The sequence below is a fragment of the Clostridium sp. YIM B02569 genome (genome assembly GCF_022320765.1).
In the GTDB taxonomy this organism is placed as follows: domain Bacteria; phylum Bacillota; class Clostridia; order Clostridiales; family Clostridiaceae; genus Clostridium; species Clostridium beijerinckii.
Map to the genome: position 1 here is coordinate 18,637 of NZ_JAKJJX010000014.1, position 23,454 is coordinate 42,090.

The 23,454-nt window shown below is 28.8% G+C and carries 16 protein-coding genes and 1 other annotated feature; of the genes, 14 read left to right on the plus strand and 2 right to left on the minus strand.

Going from position 1 to position 23,454, the window contains the following annotated elements; translation table 11 throughout:
* The first annotated feature begins 173 nt into the window (after nt 1-173).
* The 12 genes from L3B96_RS13775 (at nt 174) to tyrS (ending at nt 17,313) form a co-directional block, all read left to right on the plus strand.
* Nucleotides 174-4,487: a 2-hydroxyacyl-CoA dehydratase gene (locus L3B96_RS13775; RefSeq protein ID WP_238861443.1), complete on the plus strand. Its 4,314-nt coding sequence runs from the start codon at nt 174-176 to the stop codon at nt 4,485-4,487.
* Nucleotides 4,488-4,714: 227 nt separating this feature from the next.
* A complete protein-coding gene (locus L3B96_RS13780; RefSeq protein ID WP_238861444.1) occupies nt 4,715-5,755 on the plus strand; it encodes a phosphodiester glycosidase family protein in 1,041 nt (346 codons plus the stop codon).
* A 92-nt stretch (nt 5,756-5,847) separates the two neighbouring features.
* Entirely contained in the window at nt 5,848-6,915 is a 1,068-nt protein-coding gene (locus tag L3B96_RS13785) for a hypothetical protein (protein WP_238861446.1), read from the plus strand.
* 193 nt (nt 6,916-7,108) lie between these two features.
* Nucleotides 7,109-7,879 (plus strand): hypothetical protein, encoded by a 771-nt coding sequence (locus L3B96_RS13790; RefSeq protein ID WP_077306714.1) that lies wholly within the window; start codon nt 7,109-7,111, stop codon nt 7,877-7,879.
* Nucleotides 7,880-7,955: 76 nt separating this feature from the next.
* Nucleotides 7,956-8,816: a DMT family transporter gene (locus L3B96_RS13795; protein ID WP_238861449.1), complete on the plus strand. Its 861-nt coding sequence runs from the start codon at nt 7,956-7,958 to the stop codon at nt 8,814-8,816.
* A gap of 142 nt (nt 8,817-8,958) precedes the next feature.
* Nucleotides 8,959-9,375, plus strand: a complete 417-nt coding sequence (locus L3B96_RS13800) for a flavodoxin (RefSeq protein ID WP_238861450.1) — start codon at nt 8,959-8,961, stop codon at nt 9,373-9,375.
* A 22-nt stretch (nt 9,376-9,397) separates the two neighbouring features.
* A complete protein-coding gene (locus L3B96_RS13805; RefSeq protein WP_039769757.1) occupies nt 9,398-10,033 on the plus strand; it encodes a DUF3793 family protein in 636 nt (211 codons plus the stop codon).
* A gap of 540 nt (nt 10,034-10,573) precedes the next feature.
* Nucleotides 10,574-11,113, plus strand: a complete 540-nt coding sequence (locus L3B96_RS13810) for an NUDIX hydrolase (protein WP_012058626.1) — start codon at nt 10,574-10,576, stop codon at nt 11,111-11,113.
* 619 nt (nt 11,114-11,732) lie between these two features.
* Nucleotides 11,733-13,076, plus strand: a complete 1,344-nt coding sequence (locus tag L3B96_RS13815; protein WP_238861451.1) for an MATE family efflux transporter — start codon at nt 11,733-11,735, stop codon at nt 13,074-13,076.
* A 329-nt stretch (nt 13,077-13,405) separates the two neighbouring features.
* Nucleotides 13,406-14,368, plus strand: coding sequence for a UV DNA damage repair endonuclease UvsE (gene uvsE, locus L3B96_RS13820; protein ID WP_238861452.1), 963 nt, complete (start codon nt 13,406-13,408; stop codon nt 14,366-14,368).
* 229 nt (nt 14,369-14,597) lie between these two features.
* Nucleotides 14,598-15,623 (plus strand): transglutaminase-like domain-containing protein, encoded by a 1,026-nt coding sequence (locus L3B96_RS13825; RefSeq protein ID WP_238861454.1) that lies wholly within the window; start codon nt 14,598-14,600, stop codon nt 15,621-15,623.
* A 124-nt stretch (nt 15,624-15,747) separates the two neighbouring features.
* Nucleotides 15,748-16,010, plus strand: a binding site (T-box leader).
* Between the two features lie 91 nt (nt 16,011-16,101).
* The gene (tyrS, locus tag L3B96_RS13830; RefSeq protein ID WP_238861456.1) at nt 16,102-17,313 is read left to right on the plus strand and encodes a tyrosine--tRNA ligase; all 1,212 of its coding nucleotides are present in this window, start codon (nt 16,102-16,104) and stop codon (nt 17,311-17,313) included.
* A 98-nt stretch (nt 17,314-17,411) separates the two neighbouring features.
* On the opposite strand, the gene L3B96_RS13835 is transcribed toward tyrS, so the two are convergent.
* Nucleotides 17,412-18,593 (minus strand): AI-2E family transporter, encoded by a 1,182-nt coding sequence (locus L3B96_RS13835; protein WP_077855276.1) that lies wholly within the window; start codon nt 18,591-18,593, stop codon nt 17,412-17,414.
* Between the two features lie 101 nt (nt 18,594-18,694).
* A complete protein-coding gene (gene ppx / locus L3B96_RS13840) occupies nt 18,695-20,203 on the minus strand; it encodes an exopolyphosphatase (RefSeq protein WP_077830058.1) in 1,509 nt (502 codons plus the stop codon).
* 203 nt (nt 20,204-20,406) lie between these two features.
* Here ppx and L3B96_RS13845 point away from each other — a divergent pair, with 203 nt between their 5' ends.
* Nucleotides 20,407-22,464 (plus strand): RNA degradosome polyphosphate kinase, encoded by a 2,058-nt coding sequence (locus L3B96_RS13845; protein ID WP_039769754.1) that lies wholly within the window; start codon nt 20,407-20,409, stop codon nt 22,462-22,464.
* 232 nt (nt 22,465-22,696) lie between these two features.
* Nucleotides 22,697-23,266: a cell wall-binding protein gene (locus tag L3B96_RS27260; RefSeq protein ID WP_077306720.1), complete on the plus strand. Its 570-nt coding sequence runs from the start codon at nt 22,697-22,699 to the stop codon at nt 23,264-23,266.
* Nucleotides 23,267-23,454 lie beyond the last annotated feature (188 nt).

The following is a 23,454-nucleotide window of genomic DNA, read 5'->3' on the forward strand; positions in this document are numbered from 1 at the left end:
TTTATAATTATAGACAATACTTTATATTAGTATACATATGGAATTATTTATTAAGGCATAATCAAAAAAATAATAGACCAGTATGCATGGGGGATTATTTTCTTTCATGTGCCTAAGCTTTAAAATTATATAACCAATATGTACATTGAAAAAACAGAGTAGGTGAAATAAATATGATAAATTATAAAATTGGTTTAGATATAGGATCAACAACAGTAAAATTAGTGGTTCTTAATAATGAGAACATTTTAATATATAGTAAATATAAAAGACATTTTTCAGATATAAGAAGTACAATAATTGACTTGATAAAGGAATGCTATGATGAATTAGGGAATATTAACTGCAAAATTAATATAACAGGATCAGGAGGATTGTCAGTATCAAAATGGCTTAATCTTGGTTTTGTACAGGAAGTAATTGCATGTTCAAAAACAGTTGAAACAATTATTCCGGAGACTGACGTTGTAATAGAATTAGGCGGAGAAGATGCAAAAATTACATATTTTAGAGGTGGAATAGAGCAACGAATGAATGGAAGTTGTGCCGGCGGTACTGGAGCTTTCATTGATCAAATGGCCATATTATTGAATACTGATGCAATGGGGTTAAACGAGTATGCTAAAGAATATAAAGTAATATATCCTATAGCATCAAGATGTGGTGTTTTTGCGAAAACAGATGTTCAGCCATTGATAAATGAAGGCGCTAAAAAAAGCGATATAGCTGCATCAATATTTCAAGCTGTAGTTAACCAAACTATAGGAGGTCTTGCATGTGGTAAGCCTATAAGAGGCAATGTGGCATTTTTAGGAGGTCCTTTATTTTTCCTTTCAGAATTAAGGGAAAGATTTATTGAAACATTGAATTTAAAGGATGACCAAATTATTGCACCAGAAAATTCTCAACTTTTTGTTGCGATGGGAGCGGCTCTATTGTCAACAAAGGAAAAATCAACATCTTTAAAAAATATAGTAGATAAAATTTCTGATATTTCTAATATAAAGGATGACACTGAACCAAGACTTGAACCGTTATTTAAAGATAAAGAAGATTACAACAAGTTTAAAGAGAGACATGATAAAAATGTTGTAAAAAGGGGAGAGTTAAGGGAATATAAAGGACAAGCATTTTTAGGAATAGATGCTGGTTCTACAACTACTAAAGTAGCACTTATAGGTGAGAATTCCGAGCTTCTATATTCTTACTATGGAAGCAATGAAGGAAATCCGTTAAATAAAGTTGTAGAAATCATGAAAGATTTATATGAAAAACTTCCTGAAACAATAGAGATTGTAAACTCTTCTGTTACAGGTTATGGAGAAGCTCTTATTAAAGCAGCACTTCATATAGATATAGGAGAAATTGAAACAATTGCACATTATAAGGCTGCAGACCATTTCTTACCAGGTGTAGATTTTATCTTGGACATAGGCGGACAAGATATGAAGTGCATAAAGATAAAAAATGATGCAATTGATGGAATACTTTTAAATGAAGCTTGTTCATCAGGATGTGGATCTTTTATTGAGAGTTTTGCTAAGTCTCTTGATATGAAGGTAGAGGATTTCGCAAATGAAGCCTTAAAATCTAAAGCTCCAGTGGATTTAGGTTCTAGGTGCACAGTATTTATGAACTCTAGAGTTAAACAGTCTCAAAAAGAAGGAGCTGAAATTTCAGATATATCAGCTGGCCTTTCATATTCGGTTATAAAGAATGCTTTGTTTAAAGTAATAAAGTTAAGAGATGAAAAAGACATAGGTGAAAAAGTTATAGTACAAGGTGGAACATTTTATAATGAAGCTGTACTTAGGAGTTTTGAACTTATATCAGGCCGAGAAGCAGTAAGACCAGATATCTCAGGACTAATGGGAGCATTTGGTTGTGCGCTTATTGCAAAGGAACGATATATTGAAGGAGAAAAGTCAACTTTATTACCTAGAGATGGAATAGATCAATTTGAAATGACAGCATCATTTAGAAGATGCGGAAAGTGTGGGAATAATTGTTTGCTTACTGTAAATAAATTCTCTACAGATGAGGAGTTCATTTCAGGAAATAGGTGCGAAAGAGGGCTTGGAATAGAAAAGTCTAAGGAAAACAAACTACCAAATTTATTCGATTATAAATATAAGAGAACATTTGCCTATAAGCCTTTAAAAGAAGAAGAAGCTAAACGTGGAGTTATAGGAATTCCAAGAGTTCTTAACATGTATGAAAATTATCCGTTTTGGTTTACACTTTTAACTAACTTGGGCTTTAGCGTTAAATTATCAGCACCTTCAAGCAAGAAGATATATGAACTTGGAATTGAAACAATTCCATCAGAGTCAGCTTGTTATCCAGCAAAATTGGTGCATGGTCATATAATGAATTTAATAAATAGAGGAATTAAAAATATATTTTATCCTTGTATATCATATGAGAAAAAAGAGTTTATGGATGCTCAAAATCATTACAATTGTCCTATGGTAACTTCTTATCCAGAAGCGATAAAAAATAATATGGATGAATTAAAGGAAAGCAACATTAATTTCATGGAACCATTTTTATCTTTGGATAACGAAAAGGAACTTATAAAAAGAATAGTGGATGAATTCAAGGCATTTGATGTAAGCATGCAAGAAGCTAAAATAGCAGTGGAAGAAGCAAGTAAAGAAAGAGAGAGTTTCAAAAAGGATATTCAAAAAAAAGGTGAGGAAGTTATTTCATACTTAAGAGAGAATAATAAAAAAGGAATAGTATTAAGTGGAAGACCTTACCATGTAGATCCTGAAATAAATCATGGAATACCTGATATAATAAATTCTTTCGATATGGCTGTGTTAACAGAAGATAGTGTGTCTCATTTAGGTATATTAAAAGATAAACTTAGAGTTGTAGATCAGTGGATGTATCACTCAAGATTATACAGAGCGGCTGCTTTTGTTGCTGATGAGCCTTGTGTAGATATGATTCAGCTAAATTCCTTTGGTTGTGGATTAGATGCAGTTACTACAGATCAAGTTTCTGAAATTATATCTTCAAAAGGAAAGATATATACAGTTTTAAAAATAGATGAAGGAAATAATTTAGGAGCTGCTAAGATTAGAATTAGATCATTAAAAGCTGCAATGGGCGAAAGAGAACGAAAAAATTATAAACCAGTTGAAGAACAAATAGTATACCAAAATCCAGTATTCACACCAGAGATGAGAAAAAAACATACGATTTTATGCCCTCAAATGTCTCCTATTCATTTTGACTTAATTGAGACAGCAGTGAATGCATCAGGCTATAATTTAGAAGTTTTACCATCAATGGACATGAAAGCTGTTGATGAAGGATTGAAATATGTTAATAATGATGCTTGTTATCCATCAATTATAGTAATCGGTCAAATAATTGAAGCTTTAAAATCTGGAAAATATGATTTGAATAATACTTCAGTTATAATATCTCAAACTGGCGGTGGTTGTAGAGCAACAAATTATATTGGATTTTTAAAGATGGCTTTAAAGCATGCTGGATTTGAACAAATACCTGTTATATCGTTAAATGCAGTAGGTCTTGAAAAACAACCAGGTTTTAAGATTACTCCAAAATTGCTTCATAAAGCTATTATGGCATTAGTATATGGAGACTTATTCATGAGAGTATTGTATAGGACAAGGCCTTATGAAAAAGTTAAAGGATCTGCCAATGATATTTATAAGAAGTGGAATGAAAAGGTAAAATTAAATTTAGTCAATGGAAGCAAGAGAGAGTTTAATAACAACATAAAAGAAATCATTCAAGAGTTTGATGAATTACCACTACTAAATGTTAAAAAGCCTAAGGTTGGTGTTGTTGGAGAAATATTGGTTAAGTTCCATCCAACAGCAAACAATGATATTGTAGGGATTTTAGAAAATGAAGGAGCAGAAGCAGTTGTGCCAGATCTTTTAGATTTCTTTTTCTACTCAGCATTTGACGCAGACTTTAAAGCAAAATATTTGGCAGGAAGTAAGCTTTCAAAAAATTTATGTAATATGGCTATTTCGTATATTGAAACATACAGAAAAACTATGAAAAAACAACTAGAAAAAAGCGTTAGATTTTCTAAGCCAAAGCACATAAAAGAATTAGCAGGTATGGCATCACCTATACTTTCTCTTGGAAACCAAACTGGAGAAGGTTGGTTTTTAACAGCAGAAATGATAGAACTTATTGAGTCTGGTACAAGTAATATAGTGTGTCTTCAACCTTTTGCATGTTTGCCTAATCATGTTACTGGAAAAGGTATGATAAAAGCACTAAAAGAAAGATATCCAAAATCAAATATAGTGGCAATAGATTATGATCCTGGTGCCTCAAATGTAAACCAGTTAAATAGAATTAAGCTAATGTTGTCAGTTGCCTTTAAAAATTTAGGTGATGAACTTAAATATCATAAAAAACAAAATGAAAGTATTGTGGAGCAGCAATTTCATAATGAGGCAGGTTTAACACTTGAAGACAATATTTAATTAAATTGTGTTAAATTTAATGTTTTAGTTAGCATAATCATGTATTTATAATGCATAATGTACATAATTTATAATTAACGTACATTATGCATTAAAGCTTTTGAAGGAATTTACATGTAATTGTTTTTATTACAATTATTGTTTTATGTTAGTTTTAGTTTATATAATGGTTATTGTACAGTTTTATAGGCTATTAAAGTAATGTGCAATTTATTAGGAGGTAATCGATGGATACGCAAAGTAATCATCAAGAAAAAGAGGAAATTAAAAATAAAAAATTTAAACCGTTAGTATTCTTTTTGGGGATAATATACATAATTCTCTTTCTGTGTATAAGTACACCTCTAGTGTTATTTTTTGGACCGTATGAAAATACAAGAAAAGTATTTGTTTCAACATTACTTGGAACAAGACATGCATATCTATTAACTGATTTTATGTCTCAGGAAGAAATAAATAAAATCTTAGGAGTTAACAAAAATACAGAAGAAACGAAAGATGACAGTACCCAAAATACAGAAACAGATTTAAATAAAGTAAAAGTTAAATATACTAGTGGAAATGAAATAACTAGATATGATATACATACGGACAGGTATAATGGATATATACTTGAAATAAAAAATCCATTAGGAGTTAAAGTTGCAATGACAAAATATTTAGGAAAAATGGGACAGAAAACCAGCGAAATGGCAGAAGAGAATAATGCTATTGCAGCTATTAATGGTGGATCTTTTGTAGATAAATCTTCTGATGGAACGCTTTATGCAGGAACTGGGGCAGAGCCAGGAGGATTTGTTATATCAGGTGGAAAAGTTGTATATCCTAAGAGCAATATCAATAGGACTAATGTTGAAAATGTTATAGCCTTTACTAAAGGTGGTCAGCTTATTGTGGGAGATCATACTCTTGATGAGCTTCAAAAGCTAGGAGTACAAGAAGCAATGTGTTTTAGAAGGCCTAATATTATTATAAATGGTAAGCCTCAAGTTAAAGATAAGACATCTGATGGGCTTAATCCTAGAACTGCAGTAGGGCAAAAAGAAGATGGTACAGTTATATTTTTGGTTATTGATGGGCGAAAAATCACAGCGCCTGGAGCAAGTTTGTATGATGTTCAAGAAATAATGTTAGATAGAGGTGCTATTAATGCGGGTGCTCTTGATGGTGGTTATTCTTCTACAATGTACTATAAGGGAGAAGTGATAAATTCTCCAAATGCTTGGGATGGTGAAAGATCTGTTGCCACAGCTTTTTACGTTGAGTAAAATAAATTTTATGAAAAATTATCATAATAAATATTACATATAACACAAAAGTAGAAGTGATTTTGAAGTATCTTTTTAGGAGAGGATAGTTAATGAAAAACCTGATAAGAATAGTAGTGTGGACACTTATAGCAATAGTAATTCAACAAGGTATATTTTTATATGTAGAAAATATATATTTATCTTCAGATGTAAAAATTCAAGCTGAAAAAGTTGAAGAAAAGGAAACTCCAAAAGATAATAAGCAAAATGAAATTAATATTAAAGATGGGGTGTCTAAAGCATCAGTATCCTCAGATGGCAGATTTGTTGCTTATATAGAAAATAGTAAACTTAAGGTATTAGATAGCAATGATAATAGTGAAAAAGAATTCCAATGTGATAATGGCGGAGATGTAGTGTTCTATAAATGGTTAACAAATGAAAACAATATAATAGTTATACAAAAAGTGCAAAAAAAAGGAGGCGCTTATTTTGAGCCAGTCTCTTTTGATGCAAAGAAAGGAGAAACACGACAACTTGCAGATTTTAATTTAAATGAGTTGAAAATAGATACAAGGAATACAAGCGATAAAGTAGGCAATGTAGTATTTTCTACTGCAACACATAGTCTTTACATAAAAATTGATAAAGCGAATGGAAAAAGTGATTTATATTATGCTAATGTAATGAATCAATTAGAGAAAGTCAGATCAAATAAAGAAATTGGAAATATAGTGGTTCCTACTACAAGTACAAATGCGGTAATGGAAATGGGGAATGGAGCAACCATATTAAATAGTGCCAATAACATAGAAATACCAAATGCAAAAGTTATAAAAATACTAGGCAGTGATATTAATGACAATGTATATTTTGGTGAAGAAGTCAGCGGAAATATTACTAAAATATATTATTCAGCATTAAACGAAGGAAAAATAAAATGGAATATGCTGATTTTGCCAAAGCCAGTAAGTAAAGAAGATATAATTGTAGATTATTCAGGAAAGGTGTATATTAATGATAAATCTGCCAAAAGTGTTTTAGAGCTTATTAGTAAGAAGACAATTAATTATGAAGGAGATCTTCTACAATCTTATTCTAAAGGGATTATTTCTATAAATGGAAATAAGTTAACAAAGTACGAGATTGGAGAAAACAGAATTTCCATTAAGCAATAATATTCTTAATAAAAACTACTGTACTAAATAATCGTGATTTTGATAATGCAAAAATATAAGAAATTTTTGTATTTAAGGATCTATCATAATAAGATATAATAATTCATATAAGTTTTAAAAGAATAAAATATAAAAAAAGTCATATAATTAAATTTATGTAAATATAAAATCAATGGTAAAAGGGGTGGAACTCATGGATAAAAGTAAAAAAAATAAGTTAATTGGTACAGGAGTTATTGTTGGATCCATGGCAGCATTAAGTGGTGCCATAGCAATGGGTAAGAGATTTAGAAATAGAAAAATAAAAAAGATCATTGATATTAAGACATATTCAACAGGTGTAATAAGGAGTTTTGGTACTTTATATTTAAATGATGAAAAGCAGAAGGTACCAGGAGATTTCTTGCAGTTTAAAGACATTACTTCATTTGCAGGCCAAAAAATAGAAATTAAAGATACTGATAAAGATGATGATTATAAATTGTCTTGGATAGAGATAAATGATGCTGGAAAGAAATTATTGATTTGTGATAGAAATATTTTGAAAAATATTTCATGGAATGAACTAAATGATCAAAATTTAGTTTTTGGTAAAGTAGTGATAGTGGAAGGGGAAAAATACATCTTAAGGCTTTTAACTGGATATAGTGAAAAGAAAAATTATAAGAATAATGAATGGGATAAGTATATAGTAAATCCTAATAAAATTGATGGACTTCCACCAAGTGAAGATTATGATGTAGATAATAATATAAAGAAATTTGATGATGAGAAGATTAATGGAAATAATAATGCTTTATGGCATTGGTATAATTTCTCATCTTTCACTCAAAGCGAAGGCTTAAGAAGTGAAAAATTCTGTATAATAAGAGGATATTATTCAACAACATATTCTAAGCAGTCAGTTAAGGACTTAAAGTATGAAACTGTAGGGTATAGACCGGTTTTAGAATTGATTGAATAAAATATAAGCGTATGGGCACTTATTTATAGTAGCTTATGCGCTTTTATATTAAAAATAGATAATAATAGGAGGAAAAATGAAATTAACAAATTTAAGTAACAGAAAGAAAGGAATAATATTTATAACTGCATCTGCATTTGGATTTGCAATGATGTCAGCATTTGTTAAGATTTCTGGTGATTTGCCATCATTTCAAAAAACTTTTTTTAGAAATATAGTATCACTCATAGTGGCATTTGCACTAATATCAAAACATAGAGGAAACTTTTTTGGTCAAAGAAATAATCAGAAGACATTATTGCTTAGATCAATATTTGGAACATTAGGGATTTTATTTAATTTTTACTCCATAGATAAATTGGTTCTATCAGATGCTAATATGTTAAATAAATTAAGCCCTTTCTTCGTAATTATTTTTTCGGGGATATTTTTAAAAGAAAAAGTGAATATAAAACAAATTATAGCAATAATTGTAGCATTTATAGGAACTTTATTCATAATAAAGCCATCTTTAAACTTAGAAATAATGCCTGCAATAGCTGGAATTTTAGGTGGCGTCACAGCAGCAGCAGCTTATACATGTGTTAGAGCTTTAAGTGGAAAAGAACATCCGGAAACTATTGTGTTCTATTTTTCTTTTATTTCTAGTGTAATTACTTTTCCATTAATGATAATATACTATGAAAATATGAATATAATGCAACTTATCTATTTGCTTTTAGCTGGTATTTTTGCAAGTCTTGGACAATTTGGAATAACTTTAGCGTATAAGTATGCACCAGCAAAAGAAATATCAATATTCGATTATACAAATATAATTTTTTCGGCAATAATAAGTTTATGTTTATTTGGAATACTTCCTGATTACTTAAGTCTTGTGGGATATATTATCATCTTCAGTGCATCCTTATATATGTTTGTATACAATAAAGATTGATTATAAATAATATAAAAAATATTAGTTAAGGAAAAAAATATAAAATTTATTAATAAAACTTGACAAAAGTGGTTATATATAATATTATCTAATTGAGAATGATTTTCAAGATTATTTAAATAAATAGGGAGTGGTATAAGTAATGAAAATAGTATATTGGTCAGGAACAGGAAACACAGAAAAAATGGCAGAATTAATTGCAAAAGGAATCATAGAAAGTGGGAAAGATGTTAATACTATAAATGTCTCAGATGTAAATATAGACGAATTACTAAATGAGGATATACTTATTCTAGGTTGTTCAGCAATGGGGGATGAAGTATTAGAAGAGTCAGAGTTTGAACCATTTATAGAGGAAATTTCAACTAAGGTATCAGGTAAGAAAGTTGCGCTTTTCGGTTCTTATGGTTGGGGCGATGGAAAATGGATGAGAGATTTTGAAGAAAGAATGAATGGATATGGTTGTGTTATAGTAGAAACACCATTAATAGTTCAAAATGAGCCAGATGAAGCTGAACAAGATTGCATAGACTTTGGTAAGAAGATTGCTAATATATAATTAAATTTGGTGGTGATATGATATGAAATATCTAGATTTTTACAAAAGATTAGATTTGATGGATGAGAAGGAATATATAGAAAATTTCTTGGTATATAATTCATCATTAGTAATCGCAGGAGTTAAACCAGCTGTAACTATAAATTTGAAAAAAAGTAATGAAAAGATGTATATTGGCTGGAATGACTTCGGAAAAAAATTTATAAAGAATATAAATCTAAAATTCATAGAGTTAAGAGAAAATAATGATTGCATGATAATAATGATTTATGATGAAAATATATTAGAAAAAGAGTTAAATAAAAAATCACATATAGATTTTTTAGCAAACATAGGGTATCCTTCCCAAATAAAAATAGATAGATATATTGATACATTAAAATTTAGATATAATAAATATCACTGCCCTCATGAGCTTGGATTATTCCTAGGAATACCATTTGAAGATGTTAAAGATTTTATGGAATGTACTACTAAAAAATGTTTACTATGTGGATACTGGAAGGTATATAACGATAGTAAGAAAGCAAAGATGATTTTTAACGCATATGACACAGTTAAAGAATATACAATAAATAATATGCTTGAGGGAAGTTTATCGCGTGACCTCGCTTTAAGTATAAAAAACTCCTTTTATAAAAATGCTTTATACATTTGATTATAAAAATTGTATTTAGCAAATAGATAATTTAGATTATTAAAATTGATTAATATAATTAAAAAAGTTTTATCAAAATTTTGAATACAAAATAAAATATTCTTGGTAACGCACACTACCATGAATGTGAGTAATTAACCACCAAAAGTTTAATATTTAGTGACCACACACCACTAAGTATTATGATTAAAAGATATTTGTTAATGTCCACACACCATTATGAATATCTTCATAAATAGTACAAACGAACAATTTCTATTTAATATAAAAAAGTAGATACATTTCATAAAATTCAAATATGGCCCACAAGGTTTGCAAAAACTTTGTGGGTCTAAAATTTTAATAAATTTTTACAATAATAGATAATTAAAGTATAATTTATTTAAGGATATTTTTCTGTAAAATAGTAAAAAATATAAAAAACATCATTAATGGCTAACTAAATTAATTATTATTTTAACAATATCTGGGCGAAATCAAAGATTTAGTAGATAAATTATTTATGGTATAGGGAATTTTGAAGAATAAGGATGTGAGAAAATGAATATTATGTTCAACAAACTTTTTGAAATAGATAAAGTAAGTGATTCAATTGAAAAAATCAATTTTAGGGAAGCAGTAAGAGGAATAATAATAAAGGATAAAAAGATTCTAATGGTACATTCCAAGAATAAGGATTATAAGTTTCCAGGAGGAGGAATGAAAAAGGATGAGGGGCATATAGATGCTCTGAAAAGAGAAGTAGAAGAAGAAACTGGATATGTTTGCAGTAAAATTGGTGATCAACTTGGAATTATAACAGAAAGAAGCAAAGATAAATATGTTAATAATAGAGTTTTTAAGATGATCTCTTACTATTACTTAGCAGAAGTATCAAATGTAAGGAAAGCTCAAAAATTGGATCCATATGAGGCTAAATTAAAATTTAGGCCAGAGTGGATACAAATAGAAGATGCTATTAATAATAATGAAAAAATAATATCATCAGGAGTAGAAACAATTCCAAACTGGATTTTTAGAGAAACTTATGTGCTAAAAGTGATAAGAGATTATATAAATAGATTTAATAAAATAACATAATAATTAATACGTATATATTGCTGTAATAAATTTATATCTAAAGTTTTAGTAAGTGAAATACTAATATGCAATTTAAATGTAGAAATCTAATTAAAGAATATATATTAAAAAGGCTCGAAAGAAATGTAAGAAATTTTATGAATTAATTCATATTGCACAGAATATTAATAAAAACAAGTGTTAGTCAAAAGAAGAATAATCTAAATACCTTATTTTAGTGATAAAGTATGTAGAGTAAGGTGGTGATTTTTAGTAATAAGTGATAAGATTATAAATAGTTATAAAAATTTTATATCAAAGAAAGAATGATATATGTTTATGAAATATTAACGATATGTCATTCTATTTGTGTGTTTTTATAAAAAATATATTATAAATTATTGATTTTGGGATAGCGTGTATTAGAATACATTATGGAAGATGGAATTTATTATTGAATATATGAGCATTAAATTGTTGGAGTAGCGAGGAGTGATATAAAGACGAATATGAAGATATATAATGTGAATTGAAAATGGACAGGGGTAATAGCTATAAATATATAGCTTTAATTTTTGTTTAACGTTAACAGAAAAAACTAGTAACTTGGGTGTTTTACTAGAAGGAAGAAGGATATTGTGTGTTAATAAGAAAAGATGTTTTAAAGTTAGCAATACCTATAATGATAGAGCAAACATTTGTTATGTTATTAGGTACATGTAATACAATGATGGCAGGACATATTGGTGAACAAGCTGTATCAGCAATAGGAATGGTTGATTCTATAAACAATATGTTCATATCATTTTTTGCAGCTTTATCAGTTGGTGCAACGGTAGTAGTTGCGCAGCAGATAGGAAGAAATAAACCTAAGAAAGCAAATGAAACAGCTAAACAAGCTATTGTATCAGGTATTTTAGTATCATTAATTATAACACTGCTTTTGTGGATTTTCAGGATTAAATTAATTAATGTACTTTATGGTTCAGCAGAAGAATTAGTTAAAATCGATGCAAAACTATATTTGGAGTTTACTTTGCTTACGTATCCATTTATAGCAATAGAACAAATTGCTAATGGTATACTCAGAGGATGTGGAGATACAAAAACTCCTATGCAAATAACAATATTTATGAATCTTATAAATATTGCTTTAGGATATACATTGATATTTGGAATTAATACACTGAATATACCATCATTTGGAATAGCTGGTGCAGCAGTAGCAATTGCAATTGCTAGACTTATTGGTACTTTAATTATAATGTTAGTTTTATTTAGAGGAAGTAAAATTATAAAATTAAAAAATATATTTCCATTTAAATTTGATATGGAAATACAGAAAAATATATTTAATATAGGAATTCCAGCGGGCATGGAACAAGTGATATTTAATGCAGGAAAATTAATAGTTCAGATGTTTATAGTTACAATGGGAACAGCATCTATTGCTGCCAATGCAATTTCATCATCAATTGCTATAATGATAAATGTTCCAGGAAATTCACTTTGTTTAGCAGCAACAACTTTTGTGGGACAGTATGTAGGGAGAAATGATATTAAAGGTGCAAAGAGTACATTAATATACTTGACTAAGTTTGGTACTATTTGCTTAGTATCTTTGGGATTGATTTTTATACCTATATCAAAATGGTTAGCATCTCTTTATACAAATGTTCCAGAGGTAATAAATATATCAGCAACATTAACTAGAAGCAACAGTATAGCATTAATTGCTTGGGGGATATCTTTCATACTTTCATCAGGCCTTAAAGGAGCTGGTGATACCAGATATACTATGCTAACTGCATTTATAGGTATGTGGATATTTAGAATATTTGCAGGTTATATTTTAGGTATTGTTCTAGGAATTGGTGTTTTAGGAATTTGGATTGCTATGTATATTGATTGGATTGTACGTGGACTTATGTACTGCTTTAGGCTTAGAGGAAATAACTGGCTTAAGCATAGAATTTCTGACTAAAATAGTTAAAAGAAGTTATCTAAGAATAGGAAAATAATAATGGATGATTAACATTAATTTTTATTATTTTTAGATAACTTCTTTTTATATAGTTATAAAAAATTTGCAAAGATATTAAAAAAATAGTTATAATTTAAAAGAAAATGTTTACAATAATAACGCATAAGATTATAATAAGTAATAGAGTGTTTAAAAGTTTAAATTATTAAATATTAATCTAACTTTTAATATAACCTCTAATACTCATTAATCTCTTTACATATAATTGGACTCCACTTTGGAGTTCTTTTATTATGTTCAAGAAATATTAAGTACATAGGAGAAGAATTATGAGAATAAGGTTTGGCTATGTAGCAATTTCAATGAGGTTGGGTAAAAAGATTTCTAGTTCAAGCACAGTTACATTTACAAATTATAATAAAATTATTTCTGAAAAGAACAAATTAGATAAACTAAAGAGCATAACACTATCTAACTTAAATGATCTAGAGAAAATACTTAATTATAATGTGGAGAATCAAATACACTTTTATAGAATAACATCTGCTTTAATTCCTTTAGTTACTCATCCTGATGTTGGTTATTGGGGACATAGAGAGATTTTTAAAAAGGATTTTGAATTTGTTGGAAGAATAATTAGGCAAAATAATATGAGAGTGGATACACATCCAGATCAGTTTAATGTTTTAAATAGTGCAAGTAATGAGATCGTTAAAAATTCTATCAGCAATTTAATGCGTCAAGTAGAATGGTTTGAGGATCTTGGGTATTTACATGGAAAAATGGTTTTGCATGTTGGAGGAGCAACTGGTGGAAAAGAGTCGGGAATAAGCAGATTCATTGATAATTTTTCTCTAATTCCAGAAGAAATAGGATCTAAATTAATTCTTGAAAATGATGATAAAATATATACGGCAAAGGAAGTTTTAGATATATGCAGGACTTTAAATCTTCCAATGGTGTTAGATGTTCACCATCACAATTGCAATAATAATGGTGAAAATATAGAGGACTTACTTGAGGAGATTTTTAATACATGGGATAATGAATTTTTCCCACCTAAAATACATTTTTCAACGCCTAAAGACCACGATAAAGATAGAAAACATGCTGATTATATAAATGCAGAGGATCTTATTGAATTCTTAGAAAAAGCCAAGGTTCTAGATAGGGATCTTGATATAATGCTAGAATGCAAGCAGAAAGATGAGGCACTGTATAAATTAGTAAAAGATATAAAAGTCATAAGACCACAGTATAAATGGATCGATAACAGCACTTTTGAATTATAAAATAGTTTTAGCAACTACCTAGAAAATTTAATATTTTAGGTAGTTATTTTTATGAATATATATTTGAATTTAGCATCATTGATAATATTCTGATATAATAGATATATATGTTTTGGGAGGTAAATAATAATCTGAGAAGGAGGAAAGTATTGAATTGTGCTGCTTTATAACATAATATTAACAAAAATTATTCCAATGGGATTCATATGAAGAAAGAAGGGATTTATTGATGAGAAACGTTATTAGAAATCTATTACTTGGATTAATAATAATATCAGCAATAATAGGACAACCTGTTTTTGCAGCAGATAATGATTTAAACTCATATGTATATAACCATTTAGAAAATTGGGACACAGAGTTTCAAATTGATTATTATAAATCTGATGTATTAGAAGTGGTACAAAATATTGCAAAAGATGATGATTACTTAATGAGATCACTAGAGAAAATGGTCTATGAAAGAGTTGGAGATAAAGCAACATTAAAGGTTACTTATAGAACAACTAAAGATCAAGAGTTATATATTAATCAAGAGCTAACTAAAATAGTTAATTCTATAACTACCAATGGAATGAGCGATTTTGATAAGGTCAAGGCAATAAATGAATATTTAATAAATAGATTTGAATATGATGATAGTCTTGTATCTAATAATGCCTATTCTGCATTGACAACTGGAAAAACTACATGTCAAGGTTATGCCATGACTGCTTATAAAATGCTTAAATTAGCAGGTGTAGAGAATAAAATTATTATTGGAAATTTAGATGGCGTTCCTCATGGATGGAACTTAGTTAAATTAAATAATAAGTGGTACCATTTAGATGTCACAAATAATGATGCATTAGGAAATAATAAATATTTTCTAAGACAAGATAAGGTTCTAAAAAATGATGGATTTACATGGAAAGAAAGTGATTATCCAGAATGCTCTGAGGATTATAATTATGAGAATAATAAGGCAAGCAGTTATGCTGGATTATTATCTGAGCTTAAGTCAAATAAAGATGGTAAGTGGAATTTAGTTAATTCTGCGTGGTGTTTTATGGAAAACACAGGACGTTATGCAACTGGATGGAATATAATAGATAATAATTGGTATTACTTAGGCAATGATGGCATAATGAAAACAGGATGGATATACTCTAATGGAAAATGGTATTATTGTTATCCTGGAAGCGGGGCTATGGCTCTTAATTCCGTTATTGATGGAAAATATAGAGTTGATTCAAATGGAGCATGGATATCATAGCTGTAGCAATTAAACAATAAAGTTTATATTGACAAAAGCTTAAGTTTTTTGTACAATTTAAACAATTTAATATATCGCATAATAAGGAAAGTAATTTATTATATTTCTTTATTCTAGATTTTCAATAAAAGCAATGAAAAGAATAAGTAGAAATTAGTGATGCCATACAGAAAGTTACCGGTTGATGAGAGGTGCATGGAAGCTGGTTTTGAATACATCTTAGAGCTTCAAGCTGAAAAAAGTTTCTTTTGAGTAGGTGATGACGGAACCCTGCACCCGTTATAGTGCTAAAGTATAACCAAAATTTTGGCGTACTTGAAGAGGTTAATCGTGTGAGCGATTAATGAATTAAGGTGGTAACACGGGAGTTATACTCTTGTCCTTTATATTTTAAAGGACAAGAGTTTTTTTGTTGCAAATATTGAATCTTGTAACGCTTACTTATATTAAAAATAAGAAATATTTAGGAGTTAAGAAGATGAAAAAGAATGCTGAAGAACAAATTAAAATTATAAGGAAAGGAGCTGCAGACATAATTAGCATTGGTGATTTGGAGAAAAAAATTATTAAATCGGCAAAAGAAGATAAACCTTTAATAATTAAGTTAGGGTTAGATCCAACTGCGCCAGACATCCATTTAGGTCATGCGGTTGTATTAAGAAAGATTAAGCAAATGCAAGATTTAGGGCATCGAGCAGTTATAATAATTGGGGATTTTACTGGTAAAATAGGAGATCCAACCGGAAAATCTAAAACTAGGAAGCCTCTGACCGAAGAAGAAGTAGTAGAAAATGCATTAACGTATCAAAAGCAAATTTTCAAAATTTTAGATAGAGATAAAACAGAAATTAAATTTAATAGTGAATGGTTATCTAAACTGTCATTTGAAGAAGTTTTAAAACTGGCTGCGACTACAACAGTTGCAAGAATGCTGGAAAGAGAAGATTTTAAAAAGAGATATAATTCTAATACTCCTATTGGAATTCATGAATTTTTTTATCCTCTAATGCAAGGTTATGATTCTATCGCATTAAAGGCGGATATAGAATTAGGAGGAACTGATCAGACATTTAATATTCTTATGGGGAGAACATTACAAAAAAATGCTGGAATGGAGCAACAAACAGCAATATTTATGCCTATATTAGAAGGACTGGATGGAAAGGAAAAAATGAGTAAGAGTTTAGGAAATTATATAGGAATACAAGAATCAGCAGAAATAATGTTTAAGAAAGTAATGGAAATTCCTGATGATTTAATTATAAAATATTACGAACTTGCTACCGATGAGCATCCAGATAAAATTAGAGGAATTAAAGAAGAGTTGGATAATGGCAAAAATCCAAGAGATGTCAAATTTGAGCTTGCAAAAATTATAACAAGATTATATCACACAGAAGAAGAAAGTAAATTCGCACTTGAATATTTTGAAAATGTATTTAAAAATAAAAATATACCTGATGAGGTGCCTGAAATAAATATATCTTCTGAATGTAGCTTGTTAGAAGATGTTGGAAAAGTTCTTGTTAAAAGTAACTTAATAAAATCCTATAATGAATTTAAAAGGATTTTAAGTCAAGGTGGAGTATATGTAAATATGCAAAAAGTATCTGATTTTAACAATATAACAATTAAAAATGGAGATATAATAAAGTTAGGCAAGAAGAAGTTTGTTAAAATAGTAAAGTAGCTAAAAGTGTATTAAAAGAATTAAATGAAAGAATATATACTATATTAAAAGAGGCACTCAATTGAACTGCCTCTTTTAATAAATTAATTCATAAAGAATTATGACTGCTTTTGCTTTTCTATGTAATTTTCGTACCAATTATTAAATAGAACTTTACATGAAGCAGCAACTGGCACAGCAAGGAGCATTCCTAATAACCCGCCTACATTGCCACCAATTAGTATAGCCATCATTGTAAATACCGCATGTAAACCTACACTATTTCCAACAATTTTAGGGGCTAGAAGATTATTATCAATTTGTTGTACAACTAGCATAGCAACTATGGCGTAAACTATTCTTATAGGTGTACCACTTAAAAGTCCCATAATAGCAGCAAGAATAGTGCCAATAATTGGGCCTACATATGGAATCATATTGCTTATTCCTGCAATTATACCAATTACAAAAGCGTAGTCTATTCCAACAATTGAAAGTGCTATCGCTGATAAAACTCCAACGAAAAAAGCTTCTAGCAATTGACCGCGCAGGTACTTAGCAAAGACTTCATGAACAACTCTAAAAACGTAAATAATTTTACTGCCTAAAATACTTTTACCAAATACTAAATAATAAAGCTTATTCCATAGTCCTATAAAATATTCAGAATCCTTTAGAAGATATATACTGATTACAAGTGCAATAAAAAATGTTGCAACACCACTTCCAATTGACATTATATATGAGGTCATATTACCTAAGTTGCTTTCAACATATCTTTGTAAATATATAATTCCGCTAATAATATAAGGTTTTATATTATCTATAAAAGAATTATCCAGCCTATCTAAAGTCCCTTTTATGGATTCAGTTGAAAAGGAATTACTCTTTAAGTATAGGGAAATGTGTTGAGTCATATTTATAATAGTAGTATTATTTGATATCTGACCGCCTATCATAAAATAGATTCCTAAGATTAAGCCTGAAAATATACCAATAATTAAGACATATGTAATCATAATTGCTATAATTCTTCGAGTAGATGCCTTCTCTAATTTATATAGTTTGTTCTGCTTTAGAAAAGTTTCAATGCTTCTAGTTATAGGATATAAAAGATATGCTATTATGATACCGAAAATCAGCGGCTTAATTAAATTAGTTAAATATCCTAGAAAGTCAAATGCAGATCTAAATAATAATCCCATATTTAAAATAATTAAAAATGCTATATATAGTATAACTGCTGTAATAACTATATATATGGAATACTTGAATAATTTTTTATCAAATTCAATTTTCATATAACGGTACTATCTCCTTATTTTATTTTAACTTAATTTACTATTATATGAATTATATCATATTTTAAAGCAAATATATCATATAAATATTTAAGTAAAACCTATAATGGGATAATAGATAACTTTTTGTTAAAACATTTCTTAAAGCTTTCATCCATTTCTACAGGTAAACTATCTTGCATGTATTTAACACTACTCTTTGGAAGTGTTAACTTAAAAGTATCTTTCTGGTTTATAATTGTGACTTCGGATAAACTATTATAAAAATACTTATCAATTTTATGAGCAAGACATAATATTATTGAAATTTTTTTGCATATTAGAATCTCCTCTTTTCTAAGGATGTTTTTATATTCATCTGATAATTTGTAATCAAATTTACCGCTTAGTGCTATGGCGTAACCAAGCATTAATATTTGTTTATGTGTAAGTCCTGAAATTAAGGAGTTAATTATGATATATAAGCTGTGTTTATAAGCATGTTTTATGGAAATACTTATCCCTAAATCATGCAATTTAGCTGCTGCACCAAGAAGTTTATATTCTAATTCTAAAAATTCATAATTTGGTTTTTCAAGGTATTTAAAAAATACAAGAGATAGATCACGTATTTTTTCAGCATGTGAAATATTTAAGTCATTATTTGTTAAAATATTGTTCAATGAGTAATCTAAAATATCAAGATTATCAAGATCTTTATTCAAGAGTTTTTCGTATAAAACACCTTCACGGATTCCATATTGACTAATTCTAAAAGCAGGACAATTGCAATAGTTCATAAGCATTACAAGTGCCGAGAAAGGTGCAGTAAATATGTCAGATCTTTCTCTAGGTAATCCCTTTAATTTTGCCTTTTGGTTCGTATTAAGATTGAGAACATATTCATGAATTATTTTAATTTCATCAAAAAGCATAGTATAATTATGGAGCAGATCAAGTGGATATTTAATAAATTTCTTATGAATTTTACCAATCGAACGAGCTGTTCCGCCAATTCCTATTAAAGGCAAATTTTTAGCAAGTTTTAGCCAAGGCAACTTATCAAATTCATTAAATATAAATTTCTTAAATGCTGAAATAGTATTTTTATCTGCGGGCACATCAAAAGGAAATAGCTTAGTTAGTGGTATGGATCCGAGGGGCAAACTTACTCCATTAAGTATTTTTTTATCTTTCATTAAAGTGATTTCCATGCTTGAACCGCCAATATCAATAAGTAAAGCATCCTTTATATCCATGGTAGCTTTGATTGTTATATATCCATAAGCTGATTCTTCAATTCCACTAAGAACTCTAATATCTAAGTTAGTCTTATCTTTAACCAAAGATAAAATATAATCTCTATTTTTTGCACGTCTGATTGCCTCAGTAGCAACTACAATTATTTCGACTACATCATTTTTCTCGCATAAAATCTTGAAGAATTCTAAAGTAATTAACAACTTACCTATTCCTTCATTTGATAAATTGTCATTTTCATCAATAAACTGACCAAGTCTTGTCATTCTTTTTTCTTCATCAATTATTTTAAATGAATTATTCTCATATATTTCATATACTAGAACCCTCATTGAATTGGAACCTATATCAATAACTGCGATATTTTTCATTGTTCACTCCTCCTCTATATAAAAATATGATAAAAAGTTAACTTGTATATAATAACATTTTAACTTAAAGTTAACAAAAATATTAGATTATATTAGTATACATTTAAATATATTACATTATTCAATGTGTATTTAAAATACTATATTTACAAATAATTAAATTAAGTTGAAAATGATTAGCTTATAGGATGAGGAGAATAATTATGGATGAAAATTATACATATGATAATTACGAAAATTTTTTTAATCGTGAACTTAGTTGGTTGGAATTTAATCAACGAGTTTTAGATGAAGCTAAGGATAATACGAACCCCTTATTGGAACGATTAAAATTTTTATCCATATCAAGTTCCAATCTCGATGAATTTTTTATGGTGAGAATTGGATCATTATACAGTCAAATTCAAGCAGGATTTGATGAAAGAGAAGTTTCTGGATTAACACCAAGTGAACAGATTAGTAAAATACTTTATAGAGTTAGGGAGATGGTTAAGGACCAATATCATACATATGAGCATTTATATGACCACTTAGGTTCCAGAAATATAAGAATTTTCACGTATGATATGTTAAATGAAGAACAATTAGAATTTATAAATGACTATTATAAAAATATATTATATCCAGTTTTAACACCTATGGTAATTGATTCAGGTAGACCATTTCCTTTGTTGTTGAATAAAACATTAAATATAGGGGTTATATTAAAAGAAAGTAAGAGTGAACAAGAATTGTTTGCTACAATTCAAGTACCATCAGTTTTAGGGAGATTAGTTCCTATACCAGGGGGGATAGGTGAAAACTTTGTATTATTGGAAGATGTCATAAAAAACCACCTAAAGGAATTGTTTGGATTTAAAGTATTAACAACAGCGTGCTATAGAATAACTAAAAATGCAGATTTAAGTTTAAATGAAGAAGGCGCAGAAGATTTGCTTGAAACAATAGAAGAATCTCTTAAGCAGAGAAGGTGGGGGCTTGCCGTAAGATTAGAAATTGAAGAAACAAATGATACCAGGATTATAAATAAATTAGAACAAGAATTTGAAATTTCGGAGGATCAAATATTTTGTATAAAAGGGCCAATTGATTTAACATTTATAAATAAATTATATAGTATTAAGGGATATAGTGAACTTAAGTTTGAGCAAATAAAGAGTCTGCAAGTTAAGGAATTACAAGAAGAGGATATATTTCAAGAAATAAGCAAGAAGGATATTTTTCTACACCACCCATATGAAAGTTTTTCATTAGTAGTAAAATTAGTAGAAACTGCTGCTCAGGACGAAAAAGTACTAGCTATAAAGCAAACCCTATACAGAGTAAGTGGGAATTCACCTATAATAGCTGCGCTTTCAAAAGCAGCAGAAAACGGAAAGCAGGTAACAGTATTAGTTGAACTTAAAGCTAGGTTTGACGAAGAAAATAACATTCATTGGGCAAGGCAGCTTGAAAAAGCGGGATGTCATGTTATATATGGTGTGATTGGATTAAAAACTCATAGTAAAATATTATTGATTGTTAGAAAAGAAAAAAAAGGTATTAAAAGATATGTTCATTTAGGAACTGGAAATTATAATGATGTAACAGCTAAATTCTATACAGATATTGGGATAATAACATCAAAGCCTGAATATGGAGAAGATGCATCAGTTATATTTAATATGCTTTCAGGATATTTTAAACCTGAAAATATGAGTAAAATAACTATTGCACCGTACGGATTACGAAAAAAGTTGGAGCATCTAGTTGAAAGAGAAACTGAGCATGCTAAAAATGGAAAGAAAGCAAAAATAATTGCAAAAATGAATTCGTTAGTTGATAGAAAACTTATGATAGCCTTATATAAGGCATCACAAGCTGGAGTTAAAGTAGAACTTATAGTTAGAGGAATTTGCTCATTAAGACCTGGAGTTAAAGGCTTAAGTGATAATATAACAGTGAGAAGCATTGTAGGAAGATATTTGGAACACAGCAGAATATATTATTTTTATAATAATGGAAAAGAAGACACATATATATCAAGTGCTGATTGGATGTATAGGAATTTAGACAAAAGAGTTGAAACTATGACAGTAATAGAAGATAATCTTATAAAAAAGGAACTTAAAGAAATGCTTGAATTATATATAAAAGATAATGTTAAAAGTAGGATATTACTAGAAGATGGTTCTTATACAAAAATTAAAAGTGAAGGTAAAATTGTTAATGCACAGAAGGATATGATAGAGATTTGTAAAAAGTTTAATCAGAAAAGTTAGATAAATATATGATTTAAATAAATATGTTATATGTTGAGCAGAAGTGATATAAGCAAATAAAATTCGATAGAATTTAATAATTAGGATTCTTGAAAATGGAAATTAGCTTAAGTAGTGTTAAATAGAGATAAAAAAGGCTAAAGTGTTAATAGTCATAATCGATAATTAATTATAAGAATATAATTGAGACATAAATATTAAATTACATTAAATATTCTAGGAGATGAGCAAAATGAAGAATAACAAATTAAGAATTTTATCTTTAGCCTTATTAGCATTCCTAGCTCAAGGATCTTGTACTTATGCAGCAAGTTCGGATAAGAGCGATTATACTAAAGATGAATTAAACAATTTAACTCCAGGATGGGATGCAAAAGACATAGACAAAAGTAACTATAAAGTTGATTCCTATAAAAACTCATTTTCAAGTACGCAGACCCCAGATGCAAAGGATAAGGATACTAGTGATACAACAAGTAAAGATAATACTTCAAGCACAACAACTGCCGTAGACACAAGTGTAGGAAATGCTATCGTAAGCAGTTCACCGAGCACAGGAAACAGAGGAGATTTTTGGGGAAAGACTTCAGATGGAAAATGGATATTGATTGAACAAGGTGTTCCCGTAAGTGGTTGGAAAATGGTAAGAGGACAATGGTATTACATGGATTCTAATGGAGTAATGCAGACTGGATGGATAAACGATGGAAACAACTGGTATTATTTAAATTCAGATGGATCTATGGCATATAATACGTATGTAGGCGGTTATTATCTTGATTGGAACGGTGTTATGCAATAGTCTATTAAAAAATAAATTGTTATAAGTAATTTCTAGGCAAAACTTATGTTTGGTTTAATCAATCAAGCTGTGAGTTTTGTCTTTTTTATTTTGAATAGAAAAGAGTTGAATCTTAATATTTAACAAGTAGGGTATAATAATTTATCTTAAATGGAAAAATGAAAGATGATAAAATTATTATTTATAAA

Bases quoted from the DNA above. Each gene is read 5' to 3' on its own strand.
- uvsE (WP_238861452.1), top strand. From the start codon at position 13,406: ATGAGAATAAGGTTTGGCTATGTAGCAATTTCAATGAGGTTGGGTAAA.
- L3B96_RS13780 (WP_238861444.1), top strand. From the start codon at position 4,715: ATGGATACGCAAAGTAATCATCAAGAAAAAGAGGAAATTAAAAATAAA.
- L3B96_RS13835 (WP_077855276.1), bottom strand. From the start codon at position 18,593: ATGAAAATTGAATTTGATAAAAAATTATTCAAGTATTCCATATATATA.
- L3B96_RS13795 (WP_238861449.1), top strand. From the start codon at position 7,956: ATGAAATTAACAAATTTAAGTAACAGAAAGAAAGGAATAATATTTATA.
- L3B96_RS13825 (WP_238861454.1), top strand. From the start codon at position 14,598: ATGAGAAACGTTATTAGAAATCTATTACTTGGATTAATAATAATATCA.
- L3B96_RS13800 (WP_238861450.1), top strand. From the start codon at position 8,959: ATGAAAATAGTATATTGGTCAGGAACAGGAAACACAGAAAAAATGGCA.
- L3B96_RS13845 (WP_039769754.1), top strand. From the start codon at position 20,407: ATGGATGAAAATTATACATATGATAATTACGAAAATTTTTTTAATCGT.
- L3B96_RS13775 (WP_238861443.1), top strand. From the start codon at position 174: ATGATAAATTATAAAATTGGTTTAGATATAGGATCAACAACAGTAAAA.
- L3B96_RS13805 (WP_039769757.1), top strand. From the start codon at position 9,398: ATGAAATATCTAGATTTTTACAAAAGATTAGATTTGATGGATGAGAAG.
- L3B96_RS13790 (WP_077306714.1), top strand. From the start codon at position 7,109: ATGGATAAAAGTAAAAAAAATAAGTTAATTGGTACAGGAGTTATTGTT.
- L3B96_RS13810 (WP_012058626.1), top strand. From the start codon at position 10,574: ATGAATATTATGTTCAACAAACTTTTTGAAATAGATAAAGTAAGTGAT.
- L3B96_RS13785 (WP_238861446.1), top strand. From the start codon at position 5,848: ATGAAAAACCTGATAAGAATAGTAGTGTGGACACTTATAGCAATAGTA.
- ppx (WP_077830058.1), bottom strand. From the start codon at position 20,203: ATGAAAAATATCGCAGTTATTGATATAGGTTCCAATTCAATGAGGGTT.
- tyrS (WP_238861456.1), top strand. From the start codon at position 16,102: ATGAAAAAGAATGCTGAAGAACAAATTAAAATTATAAGGAAAGGAGCT.
- L3B96_RS27260 (WP_077306720.1), top strand. From the start codon at position 22,697: ATGAAGAATAACAAATTAAGAATTTTATCTTTAGCCTTATTAGCATTC.